Raw genomic sequence first — 17,702 nt, 5'->3', positions numbered from 1 at the left:
CTCCCCGCCGTCACCGCTCCCGCGACGCCGCTCGGCGCGGCGGCATCACCCGTACTTCGTAGCGGGCGGCCGGGCGGATTGGCACGATCCCGTTGCGGGGCGCCACCGACCGGTCTCGGGCTCGCTCGGGCCGGCGGGGCTCCGGGGGGGCCGCCCGGTTCGCCCGCTCATGTGAAACGGACCGTCCCGGGTCGGCATGATGAGGGTCACAAGGCGTGCTCCCGTCGCCACGGCGGGGCGAGCACGGGCGTGAGGGGACAACGGTGAGAGGACCACGAGGGTGACGGCAACCATCGCTGAGATCGAGAAGGCGGCCGCCGTGCTGCGCGCCGGGGGCCTGGTGGGCCTTCCGACCGAGACCGTGTACGGTCTGGGCGCCGATGCCGGGGACCCCGCCGCCATCGCGCGGACCTTCCGGGTCAAGGGGCGCCCGCCCACCCACCCGCTGATCGTCCACATCGCGGGGGCGGCGGACCTGGGCGACTGGGTCGAGTCCGTTCCCGCGGCGGCGCGCACGCTGGCGGAACACTTCTGGCCGGGGCCCTTGACCCTGGTCCTGCGGCGCGGCCCCCGCGTGCCCCTGGAGGCCACCGGCGGGCTGGAAACGGTGGCGATCCGCGTGCCCGGCCATCCCGTGGCCCTCGCCCTGCTGTCCGCCTTCGGCGGCGGCGTCACGGCACCGTCGGCCAACCGCTTCGGCTCGGTCAGCCCCACCACCGCGGACCACGTCCGGGCGGAACTCGGTGACGGGGTCGACTTCGTCCTGGACGGAGGCCCCTGCGAGGTCGGCGTCGAGTCGACCATCGTCGACGTCACGGGCGGGACCCCGGCCGTCCTGCGGCCCGGCGGAGTGACGCGCGAGGACCTCGAAGCGGTGCTGGGAAGCCCCGTGGCGGTGCCGTCGACGGGACGCGTCCGGGTGCCCGGGCAGCATCCGTCCCACTACGCACCGAACGCCCGGGTCGTCCTCGTGGAGCCGGGGGAGGTGGCGGCCGAGGCCGAGCTCGCGCAGGAGCTGGGGCATCGGGTGGGCGTTCTTCTTCCGCCCTCCTCGGCGGGCGCTTCGGTGAAGGCCCACGCCGTCCTCCCGGTCCCCGGTGCGCCGGCCGCCTACGCGCGGGGGCTGTACGGGTTCCTGCGCGAGTTCGACCGGCGGGGGTGCGACCTCATCGTCGCGTCCCTGCCGGCCGAGGAGGGGCTGGGACTCGCGATCGCCAACCGGCTCCGCCGGGCTGCCGGACCCCGCTCCTCCGCGTGAGCCCGCGCGGTCGCGGCGTTCAGGACGCCGTGGGGACCGCCGAAGCCAGGCCGCGGGAGGCGACGAGCTGCGCGCTGCCATCGGCCAGCCGGTAGGACATCCCCACCACCGCGAGGCGGCCGTCGGCCACCCGCTCGGCCAGCACCCGGGAGCGTTCCAGCAGCAGGTCCACGGTGTGCTCGATGTGCTCGGCGAGGATCTCCTCGGCGGTCTCGCGTCCGGCGGCACGGGCCGCCAGCACGCTGGGGGTCACCCGCTCGACGACGTCACGGACGAAGCCGCCCGGCGTCTGCCCGTTCTCCAGAGCGGAGCAGGCCGCGGCGACCGCGCCACACGAATCGTGGCCCAGGACGACGACCAGCGGCGCGTTGAGGACGCTCGCCCCGAACTCGATGGAGCCCAGGACCTCCGTTCCGGCCACGTGCCCGGCGGTGCGCACCACGAACAGGTCGCCCAGGCCGCGGTCGAAGATTATCTCGGCGGCCAGCCTGGAGTCGGAGCAGCCGAACAACACGGCGAAGGGCTGTTGGGAGGGCGCGGTCTCGGTGCGGCGGGCGGCGTCCTGGTTCGAGTGCTCGGTGGCGCCCGAGACGAAGCGCTGGTTACCGGCCATGAGGAGCTCGAAGGCGTCGCGGGGCGTCGGTGTCTGGATCTCGGTCATGGCCGCAGCCTACGAGGAGGCGCCGGCCGTCGCACCGCCCGGCCCCGGCTCCGCGAGGCCCGGGGTCCCCAGCCGGCCGTCCTGCCCGGGCGCGGGGCGGGGAGTTCAGGAGGTGGCCGTGGCCAGGCGGGTGGCGAGGCCGTCCAGGATGAGGTCCAGGCCGTAGCCGAACTCGGCTCCGTACGCGTACCCGGGCTGGAGCACGTGGTGCTCGGCGAGCGCGGCCAGGTTCGGGTACGCGTCGACCGGGAAGGCCGCGAGGAAGTCGCCCACCGCGCTCTCCACGTCCTGCGGCGCGAACGGCAGCGCCGCCTCCGTCAGGGCGAAGCCGTAGACGTAGCTGTCCAGGAGGGCGTAGGCGTGCGCCGCGAGGGCGTACGGGAAGCCGGCGCGGCGCAGCACGCCGAGGACCGCGTCGTGGTGGTGCAGGGTGGCCGGGCCGGGATGGGCCCGCGATTCCATCACCACGGTGGCCCAGGGATGCCGGCCCAGGACCTCGCGGGCACTGTGCGCGCGCCGGCTGAGGGCGCGGCGCCAGTCGGGATCTTCGGCGGGCAGCTCGATCTGGGCGAAGACCGCGTCGACGATCCCGTCGAGGATCGCCTCCTTGTTCGGGACGTGGTGGTAGAGGGACATCGGCTTCACGCCGAGGCGCTGCGCCAGGGCCCTGATCGTCAGCCCGGAGACCCCCTCCTCGTCGGCGAGGGCGACCGCCTCCTCGAGGACCCGGGCCCGGCTGAGGGGGACCTGCTGCGACATCTGCGCCTCCGTCTCGTCCGCCGACCGGCTCGACCGGATCCACCGGGCTCACCGGGTTGACTGTGGCGCCCACCGTACCGTACTAAGTAAGTCGTACTTAGTACGGTAACGGATCGTGAGAAAGGGCGGCGGGATGGCGACGGACGGCGAGACGACGATGAGGGCAGTACTCCAGCGCGGCTACGGCGGTCCCGGGGTACTGCGCCCCGAGCGGGTGGCGAGACCGGTGCCCGGTGCCGGGCACGTGCTGCTGCGGGTCCGGGCCGCGGGCGTCGACCGGGGCACCTGGCACCTGATGGCGGGCTACCCGTACGCCGTGCGGGCGGCCCTGGGCCTGCGGCGGCCCCGGAATCCCGCGACCGGCTTGGACGTGGCGGGCACCGTGGCCGCGCTCGGCGCCGGGGTGTCCGGCTTCGCCGTCGGCGAGGAGGTGTTCGGCACGGCGCGCGGCTCCTTCGCCGAGTACGCGGTGGCCCGCGCCGACCGGATCGCGCCCAAACCGCAGCGGGTGGCGTTCGAGGAGGCCGCCGTGCTGGCGGTGTCGGGACTGACCGCGCTCCAGGCGCTGCGCGACGCGGGCCGGGTCCGGGCCGGGCAGCACGTCCTCGTCACCGGCGCGTCGGGCGGCGTCGGCACGTACGCCGTGCAGCTGGCGAAGGCGTACGGGGCCGAGGTCACCGGGGTGTGCGGGCCGGCGAAGACGGACCTGGTGCGGTCGCTGGGCGCGGATCACGTACGCGACTACACGCGCGAGGACGTCACCGCGGGCGGGCGGCGCTACGACCTGGTGGTGGACCTCGCGGGCGGCCTTCCGGTCGCACGGCTGCGGCGGGTGCTGAAGCCGCGCGGCACCCTGGTCATCGCCGGCGGGGAGGACTGCGGGGACTGGGTGGGCATGGGCCGCCAGTTCCGGGCGCTCGCGCTGTCCCCCTTCACGCGGCAGCGGCTGACGATGCTCGGAAGCCGCCAGCGGAGGGCCGACCTGGACGAACTGGCCGCCCTCGTCGATGCGGGCAAGGTGACTCCGAGCGTGGGGTCGGTGTTCCCGCTGGACCAGGTCCCGGACGCGCTGGCGCTGCTGGCCGGCGGCGGGGCCCGGGGGAAGATCGCCATCCGCGTGTGATCGACGACCGACGGTGCGCGGCGCAGTCCCTGCGGGGCGGTGGGGGCGGCGGGATCCGGCGCCGCTTCCGGTTTCCGGCTCGCGGTCTCGGCGGCCGTCAGCGGGGTGGCGGTGGCTTCCTCGTCATCGAGGATGGGGGGCGGCTTCGCGGCGCCGGCGCCCTCGGCATGCTCCTCCTGCAGGACGCGCGGTGTCCTGCGGGGCTCGGGGGTGACGGGAATGCCGCAGGCCGTTCCCGGGCATCCCGGGGCACCGGTGCCGGAGATCCGGCGCGCGCAGCGCCGAGGGCCGCCTCCCCGGCTCGGGGAGGCGGCCCTCGGTCGGCGGGGCCTACGGTCGGGCCGACCGCCGCGTGTGTCGTACGAGCGCGCTCGTCAGCCCGGGCACTTCAGGCCGGTCCGGGCGGACTTCACCGCGGTGTCCAGCATCTGCGCCTGCGGCTTCAGCTTGGCGGCGGCCTCCGTGCCGGTGGTGTTGTCCGGCAGGTCGTCCCAGGACTTCTTCAGCCCGTCCGCCGCGGACTTCACGGCTTCCTTCTGGGCCGCGTTCCATGTGGCCTTGGACTTCCCGACCGCGTCCCAGCCGTCCTTGACGTCGTTGTACGCCTTCTTGACCTGGTCCTTCGTCGCGGAGGCCGGATTCAGTCCGGACAGCGCCGTCGCGTCGGAGCGGAGCTTGTTCAGGTCGGTGCACAACTGTGCAGCCGCGGCACTGGGGTCGGGGCTGGGATCGGCCGCGAAGGCGGGAGCGGCTGCGCCGACGGACAGGAGCAGCGCTGCGGCCGCGCTCACGGCAGTACTCGGAACGTGCCTCATGGGTTTCCCCTCGTTCGGGATTCCTCGGGTCGTCCCCGCCCCTGACGTCCCCGAGCTTCCGGCTCACCACGCTGACACAGCCCGAAGGACCCCGCAATCCACGACCGCCACGCCCTTGCGGCGCCGGGCCTGACGGCCTCGCCGCGCCGCCGGCGCGGCGGGACCGGTGCCGGAGAACGGCTCGTTTCCGCGGGGGCCGCGCTCTGGCAGCCGGAAGCCGGCGCGGGCGAGCGCCGCACGGCCCGGCGGCATCGGGCACCCCGACACGGCGCTCCGCCGAACGGGTGAGACCCGGCCCACGAGGACCTCGCGCCGGGATGCGTCCGGGACGTGCACCGGCGTCCGGACCGGGACACGGCCGGCCGGCGGGTTGGGCCCGGGTGCGTGGGGGGAGGTTCGTCCTGCGCGCCGTCGACGGGCGGGGATCCCCCCTCGCGTGATCAACAGCCTTTCCGGGCCGGGGGCTTCGCAGGGATGGAGGGGTGGACGTGGCGGAACGACGGATGCCGGTCGCGACGCACTGGGGCAGCTTCAACGCGGTGGTCGATTCCGGGCGGCTGGTGCGGATCGAGCCGCGGGAGGACGATCCGGCGCCGTCACCGATCGGGCCGGGCATGGTCCGGGCGGCCGCCGACAGTGCCCGCGTGCTGCGCCCGGCGGTGCGCAAGGGCTGGCTGGAGGGCCGGCCGCGTACCGGGGACTCTGCCCGGGGCGCGGATGCGTTCGTGCAGGTCGGCTGGGACGAGGCGATCGGCCTGGTGAGCGATGAGCTGCGGCGGGTACGGGCGCGGCACGGGGACGCCGCGGTGTTCGGCGGTTCGTACGGGTGGGCGAGTGCGGGAGCGTTCCACAACGCGCAGAACCAGCTACACCGGTTCCTGGCGTTGGGTGGCGGATACAGCGATTCCCGCAACACGTACAGCACGGCGGCGCTGGAGGTGATCCTCCCGCATGTGATCGGCGGGCATCCGTGGAGCTATCAGTCGCGGATGCCGATGTGGGAAGAGATCGCCGAACACTGCGAGCTGGTGGTGGCCTTCGGCGGTCTGGCGTTGAAGAACAGCCAGATCAATCCCGGCGGTCTGGCCCGGCACCAGACGCGGGAGCTGCAGCGCCGGTGCCGGCGGGCGGGGGTGCGGTTCGTCAACGTGAGCCCCATCCGCAGCGACACCGCCGGGTTCCTCGACGCCCAGTGGCTGGCTGTGGTCCCCAACACCGATACCGCGGCGATGCTCGGCATCGCGCACACGATGCTGGTCAACGGCTGGCACGACGCGGACTTCCTGCGCCGGTGCTGCGTCGGCTTCGACCGCTTCGCCGCCTACCTGACCGGCGACGTCGACGGCGTTCCCAAGGACGCCGACTGGGCGGCCGGGATCACCGGCATCAGCCGTGGGACGCTCACCGATCTGGCCCGTCGGCTGACCGCGCAGCGCTCCCTGGTCATGGTCAACTACGCGATACAGCGGGCCGACCACGGCGAGCAGCCGATCTGGATGTCGGTGGTCCTGGCCGCCATGTCGGGATCGATGGGCCGGCCCGGCCGCGGCTGGGGGGCCGGTTACGCGACGATGGACGCGACCGGGGTGGCCAGGGGGCGCCCGCCGGTGGCGTCGATCCCCCCGGTCCCCAACCGGGTGCCGGACTTCATCCCGGTCGCCAGGATCGCCGACACCCTGCTCCACCCGGGCCGGAGCATCGATTACGACGGCCGGCGCCTGACCCTGCCCGAGCTGCGCCTGGTCTACTGGTGCGGCGGGAACCCCTTCCACCACCACCAGGACCTGCACCGGCTGGCCCGGGCCTGGCAGACGCCCGACACCGTCGTGGTCCACGAGGCCTGGTGGAACACCACCGCGAAGTTCGCCGACATCGTCCTTCCGGCCGCCACCAGCCTGGAACGCAACGACTTCGCCGCCGGATTCTGCGACCCCCACCTGGTGGCGATGCCGAAGGTCCGCGAGCCGCAGGGCGAAGGACGTACCGACCACGACATCTTCACGGCCCTGGCCGGCCGGCTCGGCTACGGCGAGGAGTTCGCGCAAGGCCGTTCCGAACTCGAATGGCTCCGCCACCTCTACGAGGAGACCAGGTCCGGGCTCGGCGACGACGGCCACCGCCTGCCGGGGTTCGCGGAGTTCTGGCAGGGCCCGGGCGTCGAGCTGCCGGCGGTCACGGGTCCGGTCGCGGGGAGCTTCGAGGCGCTGCGTTCCGATCCGCAGCGCTTTCCCCTGACCACGCCGTCGGGCCGCATCGAGATCTTCTCCGAGGAGATCGACGCGTTCGGCTACGACGACTGCGCCGGGCATCCCCGCTGGTACGAGCCGGTGGAGTGGCTGCGCGCCGGCCTGTCGGACCGGTTCCCGCTGCACCTCATCTCCAATCAGCCGGCCTCGCGCCTGCACAGCCAGTACGACAACGGCGGCCACAGCCTGGATTCGAAGATCGGTGGCCGTGAGCCGGTGACGATGAACCCCTCGGACGCGGGCGCGCGCGGGATCGAGGACGGCATGATCGTGCGCGTCCACAACGACCGCGGCGGCTGTCTGGCCGGGGCCGTCCTGTCGGACGCGGTCATGCCGGGCGTCGTCCAGCTGTCCACGGGCGCGTGGTGGGACCCCGTCCAGGCGGGTCTGAGCGGCACCTTGGACCGGCACGGCAACCCGAACGTCCTCACCGCCGACCGGCCGTGCTCCCGCCTGTCCCAGGGTCCCAGCGCCCACAGCGCCCTCGTCGACGTCGAACCCTACGAAGAAGCCGTGCCCGGCGTCCTGGCCTTCACACCGCCACACCTCGAACACTGATGCGAGCGCCGACGGCCCGCCGCGGGAAACGGGCGGGCCGCGGCGGCGGGCCGCCCCGGCGGCCTTCGCTGCTGCCGGGCGGCGCCCCGCACCCGCTTGAAGCCGGGTGACGGCATGAATACGGTGCGTGTCCATGACTGCACTTCAAAGCCTCAAGTACCGCCAGTGGTTCAGGGGCGCCGACGTGGACGGCGACGGGTTCATCACCCAGCAGGACGTCCGCATGATGAGCGAGCGCTACCTCACCGCCCGCGACACCGCACCCGACTCCGCCACCGCCCGCCGCCTCACCCAGGGCATGGACGAGTTCTGGACCAACGTCATCGCCCCCCTCGACCAGGACGGAGACGGCCGCGTCGACCTGCACGAGATGACCGAGGGGTTCAAGCGGGCCCTGACCGACCCCGCCCAGTTCCCCCACCAGATCGGACCGGTCACCGACTGCTTCTTCGACCTCGTCGACCTCAACGGCAACGGCAAGATCGAGCAGGACGAGTTCCAGCTCATGTTCGGGTCGATCTCCGGCGTTCCCGGCACCGACTGCGCCGAGGTCTTCACCGCCCTCGACCAGGACGGCTCCGGCGCCCTGGACCGCACCGAATTCCGGCAGGCCGTTTCGGAATTCTTCTACGGCAACGACCCCCACGCCCCCGCCAATCACCTCTTCGGCAAGATCAACCCCTGACGGCACCGCTCGCGGCCCAGACGGCCGGCGGGATCCTGATCGAGGTGCGCGCCTGCGGAGTGCGGGGCCCGGCCGGGAGCCCGCGTCAGCGGACGGCGACGCCGTTCGCGTTGCACTCGCAGGAGGCGTTCGGGGCGTACACGCCCGGCTCCCAGAGCGGGTCTTCCGTCTGCGGCTCTTCCCAGGGCAGGGGTTCGCCCGTCCCTTGCGGCTCGCGGTACGTGCCGTACGAGCGGATCACCCTGCCGCCTTCGGCGATCGCCCAGCCGTGGGCGTCGTCGTAGCCGTCGTGCTCGTAGCAGTGGGCCTCCTGGCAGTGCTCGCCGAGCCGTTCCAGCAGTCCGTTCCGGTCGGACCGCCACACCGCCCGGGAGGGCGTGGCGGCGCAGTGGGCCGGGGCCGGCACGGCGCAGGGCCAGCAGCTCGGGCACGACGTCCCCGCCCATCGCGGTCAGTTCCTTCTCCGCCCGCCCCGCGTCGCGCCGGCGACGTTGCCGCGTGGCGCTGAGGTCCCGAACGGACGGCGCGCTGGTTCAAGCGGCGGACCTACCGGCCTCCCCAAGGTTCGAGGGCAGTTGGGAAGGGCGGCCCGGGGCCGCTCCGTGAACCAAGAGAAGACCGGACCACGATGACCGCCGAGAGGCCTTGCGACCACGTCGTGGTGGGAGCGGGAACGAGCGCCCCGTTGATTGCGTGTGGGTCAATCCATATGTGCTTGACATGCATTTGAAGTTAATCATGGGGCTGGCTACCTTCGAGGTGAAAGCGCAGCGAGCACAGCGCAGTTCGGCCTCGAACCGGCCTCCTCACCCCCCCTCCAGACAGGAGCACCACCATGTCCGCGACCCTTCGGAACGCCGACGTCACCGCCCCCGACGCCGCCTCCGACGCCGACCTGCTCGCCCGGACCGAGAGCGCCGTGCGCGAGGCCGGTGCGGCGCTGCGCGAGCGCTTCGGCGAGGTGGTGCGCTACCGGACCCGCGAAGAGCTGATGAGCGCGCTCGCGGTCAACGACGACACGGCCCTCGCCATCCTGCGCCCCCGGCTGACGGCCCTGCGCCCGACCGCCGGCTGGGTGGAGGACGAGCTGGACGGCGGGGCGCTGCCGGCCGGCGAGTGGTGGGTGGTGGACCCGGCCGAAGGCAACGTCAACCACCTGCACGCGCTGCCCGAGTGGGCGGTGACCGCCACCCTGGTGCGCGACAACCAGCCGGTGCTCACCGTGGTCCACCTGCCGCTGACCGGCGAGACCTACACCGCGCGCACCGGCGCGGGCACCCACCTCGACGGACGGCCGGTGCGCGTCTCCCCGACCGCGGACCTCGGGCTGGGCATCGTGGCCACCAGCCAGGCCCGGCCGGACGAGGACGAGAGGGTCGTGCGGCGCATCGGCTCCTCGATCACCGCGATGCTCCTCGACGCGCTCGTCGTCCGCACCGCCGTGCCCGCGACCCTGCACCTGGCGAACGTGGCCGCCGGCCGGATCGACGCCTTCTGGCAGTTCGCCGGTGCCCGTGCGGACCTGCTGCCCGGGGCGCTGCTCGTCAGCGAGGCGGGGGGAAGGATCTCCGACGCCGAGGGCCGCCCCTGGACCCCGCAGAGCGAGAGCTTCCTGGCCGCCGCGCCGGGCATCCACGCCGAGGCCGTCGCGACGCTCTCACGCTGACCGCACCATCCAGATCCAGCCCCAGATCCAGACCCACACCTACAGCCGCATCCACGCAAGGAGCACCTCACCATGACCACGATCGCAGTTCTCGGGAACGGCCGCGTCGGCGGAAACCTGGCCGGCGCCCTCACCCGGGCCGGGCACGAGGTGACCGTCGCGGACCGCGCTCCGGGCGCCGCCGCCGACGCCGCCCGGGCGGCCCGGATCGTCATCAACGCCACCCCGGGGGCCGGCTCGCTGGAACGGCTCGTCGCCCTGCGCGAAGAGCTGTCCGGCAAGATCCTCGTCGACGTCTCCAACGCCACCCTCGACGGACCGGACGGACTGCCCGCCGATCTGATCTACCCCGGTTCGAGCCTCGCCGAGCAGCTCCAGTCGGCCCTCCCCCGGACGCAGGTCGTCAAGACGCTCAACACCATGCTCTTCCCGGTGATGACCGCGCCCGCGATGCTCGCCCAGGCACCCGAGGTCTTCCTCTCCGGCGAGGACCCGCAGGCCAAGCAGGCCGTCCGCGCGCTCCTCACCGACCTCGGCTGGCACGAGGAGTGGATCACCGATCTCGGCGGGGTCCTGACCGCCCGCGCCACGGAGGCCGCGATCCTGTTCGTGCCGCACGTGATCCGGTCCAGCGGATTCACGCCCTTCGCGATCTCGATAGCCCGCTGATCCGCGTACGGCGCGCCGCCGCCCGGGTGAAGTGGCTGCCGTCTGCTCGCCCACGGCCGCGAACGCCCGGTGCAGCGTGCGGACGGAGACGTTGAGTTCGCGCGCGAGCATCGCCGGGGACAGTTCGCCGTCCGCGAGCCGACGGCCTCGGTGACGGCCCGGTTCCCGACCAGGGGTTTGAGCTCGCCGGGGGGCAGGACGAGGAGCGTCGCCGTGAGGTGCGCGCTCGGCTCGAAGGCCGTCAGGCGGCCGAGGTGCCGGACGAGGAACTGCCCGCCGCGCCGTGCACCTTGGTCACCTTGCCCTTGACCCGGAAGTCACCGATCGTGTCCGGGCTGAAGGCCGGAAGCCGGAAGACGTCGTCGCCGATCTGCGTCTGCCGGCCTGCGGTGATCGTGTTCCGTAGGCCCATGGCCGGGGGTACGGGGTTGACCCTGCCGCCGGTGGCAGGGTTGCACGATGCCGGTATGAACAGCAACGCAGCGCAGGACAGCCGGGTCGTGGTCGTCACGGGAGCCGGTACGGGCATCGGGCGGGCCACCGCCCGGGCCTTCGCCGCCGGGGGCGCCCAGGTCGTCGCGGTCGGACGGCGGGCCGAGCCGCTCCGGGAGACCGCCTCCGGACACGAGCGGATCGTGCCGCTGGCCGCCGACATCACCGCCGCCGACGGGCCCCGCCGGATCGTCGCGGCCGCGCTGGAGCGTCACGGACGGCTCGACGTCCTGGTCAACAACGCGGGCATCGTGCGCTCCGGCGCCCTCGGGGACCTGGAGCCTGAGGCGATCTCGGCGCAGCTCGCCACCAACCTCGTGGCTCCGGTCCTGCTGTCCCAGGCGGCGCTGCCGGCCCTGGAGGCGGCGGCCGGGGTGATCGTCAACGTCAGCACGTCGGTGGGGCAGCGGGCCTGGCCGGGCAGTTCGCTCTACGCGGCGACCAAGGGCGCCCTGGAGGTGCTGACCCGCAGCTGGGCGGTCGAGCTGGCACCCCGCGGGGTGCGCGTGGTGGCGGTCGCGCCCGGCGCGATCGACACCCCGATCGGCGAACACCAGGGCCTGACACCGGAGCGGACGGCCGCCCTGCGGGCATGGCAGCTGGCGCACACGCCCTTGGCCAGGATCGGCCGCCCGGAGGAAGTCGCCTGGGCGATCACCCAACTCGCCGCACCCGCGGCCTCGTTCGTGACCGGAGTGGTGCTGCCCGTCGACGGCGGGGCGGTGGTGGCGTGATAGAAGGGGTCTTGCGAGGGGGTGGGCGGGTGCGGATCGGTGAGCTGGCCGGCGCGACGGGGGCGACCTGCCGTGCGCTGCGCCATTACGAACAGGCCGGGCTGATCTCCTCCGAGCGGGCCGCCAACGGCTACCGCGTCTACGAGGGCGCGACGGTCGTACGGGTCCGCAACATCCGCCGTCTGCTGGGCGCGGGGCTCACGCTCGACGACGTACGCGTGTTCCTGCCCTGCCTGGACGGCGACGTGACCGCCGGACCGCCGTCGGGCAAGGGCATGCGGGTCGCGCTGGAACGGCTGGCCGTGCTCGAGGCACGGATCGCCGCCCAGACCGAGACCCGTGACCGGCTGGTGGCCGCGTTGCGCGGGGCGGCCGGACCCGTCTGAGCCGTCGTGTGCTCCGAGGTCCGTCCTGCCGTCACACTCCTTCGCGCGGAGGCATCTCTGCTGCCCGTCGCGACGCAGACCGGCTGGAGTTGAGCGGTACCGCTCGCGTTGGCGGTGGTGCTGGGCAGTCCACCACCGAACTGCACCTTCTGGTTCGCGGGGATCCGGTCGCGCCGAAGCACGAGGACCGGGGTCTGGCCGGGCGCGGCGTGCGGGGTGATCGTGCACGTCGCGGCAGGGGCCGCGAGCACCGCCGGTGGCCGGGTGAGGTCGTACGGCCGTGCGGCACACCGCTCTAGCGTCACGGCTCCCCCTGCCGTCGTCCGCTCGTGCCGCCACGGCTGCCCTTCGGGCATGCGGCCTTCTCCATCGGCCCGGGTGCTGTTCGGCCCGGCGCATGCCTGATCCTCGGCAGGAGACTTCGGAGCGATCGACCTCAAGGACATCGGCGGATGGGTCGTCACGGGGCACCACAACGACGTCCTCAGCTACGTCGGCCTCGATGAGCCCCGGGACGGCACCGAGCTTCACCGCCGGCGGTCGCGGGAGGGCGCCTACTTGGATTCGACCCTTCCGAGCGGGTCCGGGCCGCAGGACAGGGCGTCACGCGCGGACTGCCAGACGGTGTCCCCGTCCTGCGGGTAGAGCTCGCCGCGCAGGTAGGCCCAGGTGAGCCGGGCGAGGGCGGCGACGCGCTCGGGGTTCTCGTCCGTGGTCTCGGCGACGTCGTATCCGGACACCCCGCCGAGCCCGTGCTCCGCGCCGAACAGGGTGAGCAGTGACTTGGGGCCGGGCGAGAGGGTGTACGGATCGGCGTGCCAGTCCGGGCCGGCGACCGTGAGGAACGCGGAGGCGTCCTTGTCGCCGGCGACCACCAGCGCGGGCGTCGTCATCGTGGAGAAGTCCGTGGTCAGGAAGAACGGGTAGTTCTCGACGGTGAAGTCGGTGAGCGCGTCTCCGCCCCGGCCGGGCGCGGCGAGCAGCACCCCCGCCTTGATGCGGGGCTCGGCCAGGTCAACCTCGGTTCCGTCGTGCGGATCGGTGAGGCGGGCTCCCAGCAGGAGGCTCGCGGTGTGCCCGCCCATCGAGTGCCCGGCGACCGCGATCCGGCTGCGGTCGAGGCGGCCGGCGAGCTGGGGGACGGCCTCCTCGATCGCATCGAGCCCGTCGAGGACCCGCTTCATGTCCTCGGCCCGGCTGCGCCAGTGCGTGTAGGACCCGGACGGGCCGGGGCCCGGGCTGAGCGTCCTGGAGTCCAGGTGGGTCGGCTGGATCACGACGAAGCCGTGGGCCGCCCAGGAGTTCGCCAGCGGGGCGTAGCCGTTCAGCGAGGAGAGGTGGTGGGAGAAGCCGAGCCCGTGGGAGAGGAGGATGACCGGCAGCTCGCTCCCGGTCACCGGGGCGGAGACGCGCAGGTGCAGGTCGACGGCGCGGCCGGGGGCCGGCAGCACCACCGGGCTGACGGACAGGACGGGTGCGGGCGAGCCGAAGGTGTCGGCGTAAGCAGGATCGGTCATGGTGCGCATGCCCTTCTGTGGCCCCCGCTGCCGGTCGCATGACCGCAGGCGGGTACGGCGGAGCGGCCGCTTTCGGCTACGCTGAAAGTGGATCGCTGTTCCACTTAAAGATACGGAACATCGATCCGTTTCGTCAACGTCTACTGGAAGGGGCACGTGGTGCCGACTGGAGACCAGGCCAAGGGGGCGTCCGCCCGCAGCAAGCGGGCGGACGCGGTGCGCAACCAGCAGACGCTGCTCGATGCGGCCGCGGAGGTGTTCGTGTCCTCGGGGGTCGACGCGCCGATCCGGGAGATCGCGGCGCGGGCGGGCGTCGGACTGGGGACGCTCTACCGCCACTTCCCGACCCGGGCGGACCTCGTCACCGCCGTGTACCGCCACCAGATCGACGCGTGCGCCGAGGCGGGCCCGAAGCTCCTGGCCGGCGCCGGCTCCCCGTTCGACGCGCTGCGCGGGTGGATCGACCTCTTCGTGGACTTCCTGGTCACCAAGCACGGGCTCGCGGACGCCCTCCAGTCCGACAGCGACCGCTTCGCCGCCCTGCACACCCACTTCCTCGACCGCCTGCTGCCCGTCTGCGCCCAACTGCTCGACGCCGCGGCCGACGCCGGTGAGATCAGGCCGGGCATCCAGCCCTACGAACTCATGCGCGGCATCGGCAACCTCTGCATCGGACGGGACACCGACCCCCGCTACGACCCCCGCCGACTGATCGAACTGCTCCTCCAAGGCCTGCGCCGACCGTAGGAACGCACACGTGTCTGGTCTCGGGGACCTGTGCCCCATCGGACATGCCGCGAGCGGGAACCTTTTCCTGTACATGGCTCCGGATGGAGCGACGCATGGGGGGCATGACCGGTTTCTTGCCCCGCTAGCCGGGGACCGATACCACCCGCTTCAAACCATCGCGCGGAAAGCGGACTTCACCCCGCTCTGAGCCCGGGGCGGGCCTCTGCGGTGCTGCCGCAGCACGGCTGCGCTCAACAGCGGTCCAGGAAGTCGATCAGTCGTGTCTCCGAACGGAGCAGCCCTTCTCGTAGCTCAGGACGGAGGGAGGCGAGGCGATCGACGAGGGCTCGCTCCCGCGGGACGTGCACCAGCTGGCCTGAGTAGATCCGGCAAGGGGAACACCAGGCGAGTCCGACGCACCGCTCGAACATCGGGGACTCGGGAGGATGGAAGCGGTACTGATACGAGCAGAGGGGCGTGCCGCAGCGGGCGCAGACGCGCTGATCGCCGACGGGAATCGTGTCGCAGCTCCCGGTCTTTCGCCACGGGCGTCGCCCGGCCCGTGCTCTTCACGTCGTCATGGCGAGCATTCTCGCGCACAAAGGTCCGCCACCTCCGCGGAACCCGCGGACTCCTGTGCGCCTGGTGGCCTCGGGTCAGTCGGTCAGGGGGGTCCAGGTTTGTTCATCGGCGGGCGGCAGGCTGCTGCGCCAGATCAGTGCCCCGCCCACCGTGCCCGGCTGGTCGCGCGTCGCGAGGGCGGGGCTCTGGAGCATGTCGGCCATCTCCTCCAGGTACGTGACCAGCGTGTCCCGCTCCTCGACGTGGGTGTCGGCGTAGCGGGACCAGGGCCCCAGGAACCCGGACTCGGTGTCCAGGTACAGGCCGGAGGTGTGATCGGCCGGACCCAAGGAGATGAGCGGAATCCAGGAGGCCTTCCACGACGTGAGCTCTTCGCCGTCGAGCTGCCCCACGGGATCCTTCATCCGCGCGCGGTGGAAGGTGCCCACGTCCTGAAGCGGCATGAGGGACATTTTGCCGGGCAGACAGCCCGCCCCGTCCACTCCGTCGTCTCCGGCGACGAGCCGCCACAGGGACCGCAGTTCGGCGGGGACACGGACACCGAGACCCCACCCGAACGCCTCGACGGCCTCCTCCCGCACCCCCGGACGCAGCGCCGCGTACGAGGCCGGGGCGCGGGCGGCCAGGCAGGCCGCGATCCGCGTCCAGGCATCGGCGATCTGCCGGGCGACCACTGCCTCGTCGACGGGAACGGGGTTCCGGCCCCGGTGGCCTTGGCCCTGCTCCCGGCCGTGGCCGGCCGGCGCCTCGGGCCGGGCCGGCTTCACCCCCAGGATCTGGACCCGGTCGGGCTCGCGGATGTAGTCCACGATCAGAGCGGGGCAGTCCTCGAACGTGTCGCCGTCGATCCGCACCGTGCGCCCGAGGGGGAGCGGCAACGGCTCGCCCATGTCCGGGTCCTCGGCCAACTGGCCGGTCAGGACCTTCAGCGCGTAGGGAACGCCGGCGCCGAGCCTGGCCGCCCTCTCCCGTATCAAGTCCTCGATGTGAACGTCCACGGACACGAGCTCCTCACGCGTCAGGCCAGGATGCGCAGCCGGCCCCGACGACCGGGCACCGGTTCGGCGGTCGGTCGTTCGCGCCATGGCCTTGCGGCCGACCGCCCGGGCGGGTCACGGCGGTGGCGGAGGTCAGCGGCGGCCGGCGGCCAGGGTGAGGAGGAACTGGCCGCCGCCCGGCTGGATGTCGGCGGTCACCGGCAGGCCCGGAACCAGTCGCGAGAAGCGGTCCACCAGCCAGTCGGCCGCCTCCTGGGCGTCCTGCCGGGTCGGACAGCGGCCGACCATCTCGCGGCCGCCCTTGCGCTCCAGCCTCTCGGCCACGGCGATCAGCGGGGCGGGCTCGGCCACGTACAGGCGCTCCGGCCAGGCGATGACCACCTTGACCGCGCCCTTGCGGCTGTTGCAGCCGCGGTGCGCGAGCCGCTCGGCGACCTTGGCCTTCCGGTCGGCGGTCCTGCTGTCCACACTGGGGCCCCGCGGATCGTTCACCGACTCGTCGGGATCGACCGGTTCGTCACACACCCAGCACTGCCAGCCGTCGCGCTCGGCCACATCATCAAGGAGACTCACCCGAGCAAAGTAGCCTGCCCGCACGCCCCTGCGCACACCAGGCCCCGTAATGTCGCGACGGCCGCCCGACGCCGGGTGCTGTTGACCGGCGAGGCCGCGCGGTACCACCCGGGGATGCGCGCGCTCATCGCCCACGACCCGGTCACCGGGCTCACCTCACACGTGTGAGACGGCGGCCCGGCCGTACGGGGGCGTACCGCGCGGTGGCCGGGGTCAGGGGACCCCGGGCGGGTGTTCCGTCCGTCGGGACGGATGGTCGCGGCGGGTCCGACCCTGCGGACCGGGGCGCAGCGCCAGGCGCGAACCCCGCCACGTTCGGGGCCGGTTGTTTGCCGGTTTACGGAGTTGTACGCGGCAAACACCCTTGCGAAGATCATCGGGCTGTCGATCACCGGACGGCATCCGACTCTGGGGGAACCATGAAACTGACCCGACCCGCGCTCGCCCTGGCCGCCGGAGCCCTGGCTCCGGCGCTCCTGCTCGCCACTCCGTCCCTCGCCTCTGCCGCGCCGGTCACGGCGTCGGTGTCGGCGTCCGCGCACGCGGTGGTGGGATCCGATGCGGAGAACGCGGCCGCCATCGCCAAGATCCTCGCCGACCCCGCCAGCGGCAAGGGCGTCACGCGCGAAGCGAACAAGGCCCTCGACGGCACCCCCGCCGACCGGATCGCCTTCCTGGAAACCGGCCTCGCCAAGGCCCAGGACGAAGACAACAAGGTCGCCATTCTCAGGCTCCTGGCCGACCCCTCCGTCGGCAAGGGCGTCACGCGCGAAGCGAACAAGGCCCTGAACGGCACAGCCGCCGACCGGATCGCCTTCCTGGAAACCGGCCTCGCCAAGGCCCAGGACGAAGACAACAAGGTCGCCATTCTCAGGCTTCCTGGCCGACCCCTCCGTCGGCAAGGGCGTCACGCGCGAGGCGAACAAGGCCCTGGACGGCACCCCCGCCGACCGGACGGCGTTCCTCAAGACCGGGCTGCGCCTCGCCCGGGCCGAGGACGACCGCGTCGAGGTCGCACGGATCTTGGGCCGCCCGGGCATCAGCGCCGGGCTGCGCGCCGCGGCCGAGAAGGCCATCGACGGCACGCCGGAGGAACTGCGGTACTTCATCACCGTCGGCCAGTACCAGTACTGATTCCCTCGTGTTAACTCCTGGCAGCCCCCCGCGCGGGGGGCTGCCAGGGCTTTTCCCCGCCTTGCGTCAGCGTGACCCGCCGGGGCGGGGGAGGTCCGGTACCGGCTCGTGGTGCCG

Annotated in this window: 18 protein-coding genes and 1 pseudogene; 11 read left to right on the top strand and 8 right to left on the bottom strand. The window is 73.0% G+C overall.

Going from position 1 to position 17,702, the window contains the following annotated elements:
• Positions 1-280 precede the first annotated feature (280 nt).
• Complete coding sequence (locus ACGFXC_RS30130; protein ID WP_393718027.1) at positions 281-1,258, top strand: L-threonylcarbamoyladenylate synthase; 978 nt, start codon at positions 281-283, stop codon at positions 1,256-1,258.
• Positions 1,259-1,277: 19 nt separating this feature from the next.
• Here the strand turns inward: ACGFXC_RS30130 and ACGFXC_RS30125 are convergent, their stop codons facing one another.
• Both ACGFXC_RS30125 and ACGFXC_RS30120 read right to left on the bottom strand, forming a co-directional pair.
• Positions 1,278-1,919, bottom strand: a complete 642-nt coding sequence (locus tag ACGFXC_RS30125) for a carbonic anhydrase (RefSeq protein ID WP_393718026.1) — start codon at positions 1,917-1,919, stop codon at positions 1,278-1,280.
• A gap of 105 nt (positions 1,920-2,024) precedes the next feature.
• A complete protein-coding gene (locus tag ACGFXC_RS30120) occupies positions 2,025-2,678 on the bottom strand; it encodes a TetR/AcrR family transcriptional regulator C-terminal domain-containing protein (RefSeq protein WP_393718025.1) in 654 nt (217 codons plus the stop codon).
• A gap of 157 nt (positions 2,679-2,835) precedes the next feature.
• Between ACGFXC_RS30120 and ACGFXC_RS30115 the strand changes: the two genes are divergently transcribed.
• Positions 2,836-3,801: an NAD(P)-dependent alcohol dehydrogenase gene (locus ACGFXC_RS30115; protein WP_393718024.1), complete on the top strand. Its 966-nt coding sequence runs from the start codon at positions 2,836-2,838 to the stop codon at positions 3,799-3,801.
• Between the two features lie 374 nt (positions 3,802-4,175).
• Here ACGFXC_RS30115 and ACGFXC_RS30110 read toward each other — a convergent pair whose 3' ends face one another.
• Entirely contained in the window at positions 4,176-4,592 is a 417-nt protein-coding gene (locus tag ACGFXC_RS30110; RefSeq protein ID WP_393718023.1) for a hypothetical protein, read from the bottom strand.
• A 512-nt stretch (positions 4,593-5,104) separates the two neighbouring features.
• On the opposite strand from ACGFXC_RS30110, the gene ACGFXC_RS30105 reads away from it, so the two are divergent.
• Both ACGFXC_RS30105 and ACGFXC_RS30100 read left to right on the top strand, forming a co-directional pair.
• The gene (locus ACGFXC_RS30105; RefSeq protein ID WP_393718022.1) at positions 5,105-7,420 is read left to right on the top strand and encodes a molybdopterin-dependent oxidoreductase; all 2,316 of its coding nucleotides are present in this window, start codon (positions 5,105-5,107) and stop codon (positions 7,418-7,420) included.
• A 133-nt stretch (positions 7,421-7,553) separates the two neighbouring features.
• The gene (locus ACGFXC_RS30100) at positions 7,554-8,105 is read left to right on the top strand and encodes an EF-hand domain-containing protein (RefSeq protein ID WP_393718021.1); all 552 of its coding nucleotides are present in this window, start codon (positions 7,554-7,556) and stop codon (positions 8,103-8,105) included.
• Positions 8,106-8,190: 85 nt separating this feature from the next.
• Here the strand turns inward: ACGFXC_RS30100 and ACGFXC_RS30095 are convergent, their stop codons facing one another.
• Complete coding sequence (locus ACGFXC_RS30095) at positions 8,191-8,511, bottom strand: hypothetical protein (protein WP_393718020.1); 321 nt, start codon at positions 8,509-8,511, stop codon at positions 8,191-8,193.
• Positions 8,512-8,940: 429 nt separating this feature from the next.
• On the opposite strand from ACGFXC_RS30095, the gene ACGFXC_RS30090 reads away from it, so the two are divergent.
• Together ACGFXC_RS30090 and ACGFXC_RS30085 are read left to right on the top strand one after the other, a co-directional pair.
• On the top strand, positions 8,941-9,771 hold the full coding sequence (locus ACGFXC_RS30090) for an inositol monophosphatase family protein (protein ID WP_393718019.1): 831 nt from the start codon (positions 8,941-8,943) through the stop codon (positions 9,769-9,771).
• A gap of 72 nt (positions 9,772-9,843) precedes the next feature.
• Complete coding sequence (locus tag ACGFXC_RS30085; protein WP_393718018.1) at positions 9,844-10,440, top strand: NADPH-dependent F420 reductase; 597 nt, start codon at positions 9,844-9,846, stop codon at positions 10,438-10,440.
• A gap of 241 nt (positions 10,441-10,681) precedes the next feature.
• Here ACGFXC_RS30085 and ACGFXC_RS30080 read toward each other — a convergent pair whose 3' ends face one another.
• Entirely contained in the window at positions 10,682-10,852 is a 171-nt protein-coding gene (locus ACGFXC_RS30080) for a hypothetical protein (RefSeq protein ID WP_393718017.1), read from the bottom strand.
• Between the two features lie 55 nt (positions 10,853-10,907).
• On the opposite strand from ACGFXC_RS30080, the gene ACGFXC_RS30075 reads away from it, so the two are divergent.
• The gene (locus tag ACGFXC_RS30075) at positions 10,908-11,666 is read left to right on the top strand and encodes an SDR family NAD(P)-dependent oxidoreductase (RefSeq protein WP_393718016.1); all 759 of its coding nucleotides are present in this window, start codon (positions 10,908-10,910) and stop codon (positions 11,664-11,666) included.
• Between the two features lie 29 nt (positions 11,667-11,695).
• Positions 11,696-12,052: a MerR family transcriptional regulator gene (locus ACGFXC_RS30070; protein ID WP_393718015.1), complete on the top strand. Its 357-nt coding sequence runs from the start codon at positions 11,696-11,698 to the stop codon at positions 12,050-12,052.
• Positions 12,053-12,606: 554 nt separating this feature from the next.
• On the opposite strand, the gene ACGFXC_RS30065 is transcribed toward ACGFXC_RS30070, so the two are convergent.
• Positions 12,607-13,569 (bottom strand): alpha/beta hydrolase family protein, encoded by a 963-nt coding sequence (locus ACGFXC_RS30065; RefSeq protein ID WP_393718014.1) that lies wholly within the window; start codon positions 13,567-13,569, stop codon positions 12,607-12,609.
• Between the two features lie 159 nt (positions 13,570-13,728).
• On the opposite strand from ACGFXC_RS30065, the gene ACGFXC_RS30060 reads away from it, so the two are divergent.
• A complete protein-coding gene (locus tag ACGFXC_RS30060; RefSeq protein WP_393718013.1) occupies positions 13,729-14,316 on the top strand; it encodes a TetR/AcrR family transcriptional regulator in 588 nt (195 codons plus the stop codon).
• Between the two features lie 638 nt (positions 14,317-14,954).
• Here ACGFXC_RS30060 and ACGFXC_RS30055 read toward each other — a convergent pair.
• Both ACGFXC_RS30055 and ACGFXC_RS30050 read right to left on the bottom strand, forming a co-directional pair.
• Positions 14,955-15,878, bottom strand: a complete 924-nt coding sequence (locus tag ACGFXC_RS30055) for a hypothetical protein (protein WP_393718012.1) — start codon at positions 15,876-15,878, stop codon at positions 14,955-14,957.
• 132 nt (positions 15,879-16,010) lie between these two features.
• Positions 16,011-16,451 carry a hypothetical protein gene (locus ACGFXC_RS30050; RefSeq protein ID WP_393718011.1) on the bottom strand — a complete coding sequence of 147 codons (441 nt, stop codon included), beginning with the start codon at positions 16,449-16,451 and terminating at the stop codon, positions 16,011-16,013.
• Between the two features lie 419 nt (positions 16,452-16,870).
• Here ACGFXC_RS30050 and ACGFXC_RS30045 point away from each other — a divergent pair.
• Both ACGFXC_RS30045 and ACGFXC_RS30040 read left to right on the top strand, forming a co-directional pair.
• Positions 16,871-17,236, top strand: a pseudogene (locus ACGFXC_RS30045) (ALF repeat-containing protein); the annotation flags it as partial.
• Between the two features lie 94 nt (positions 17,237-17,330).
• Positions 17,331-17,585, top strand: coding sequence for an ALF repeat-containing protein (locus tag ACGFXC_RS30040; protein ID WP_393718058.1), 255 nt, complete (start codon positions 17,331-17,333; stop codon positions 17,583-17,585).
• Positions 17,586-17,702: the final 117 nt, after the last annotated feature.

This window comes from Streptomyces sp. NPDC048507 (assembly GCF_043199995.1).
Taxonomy (GTDB): Bacteria; Actinomycetota; Actinomycetes; order Streptomycetales; family Streptomycetaceae; genus Streptomyces.
Note: the sequence above shows the minus strand (reverse complement) of the source record. Positions and strands in the feature narration are given on the sequence as shown.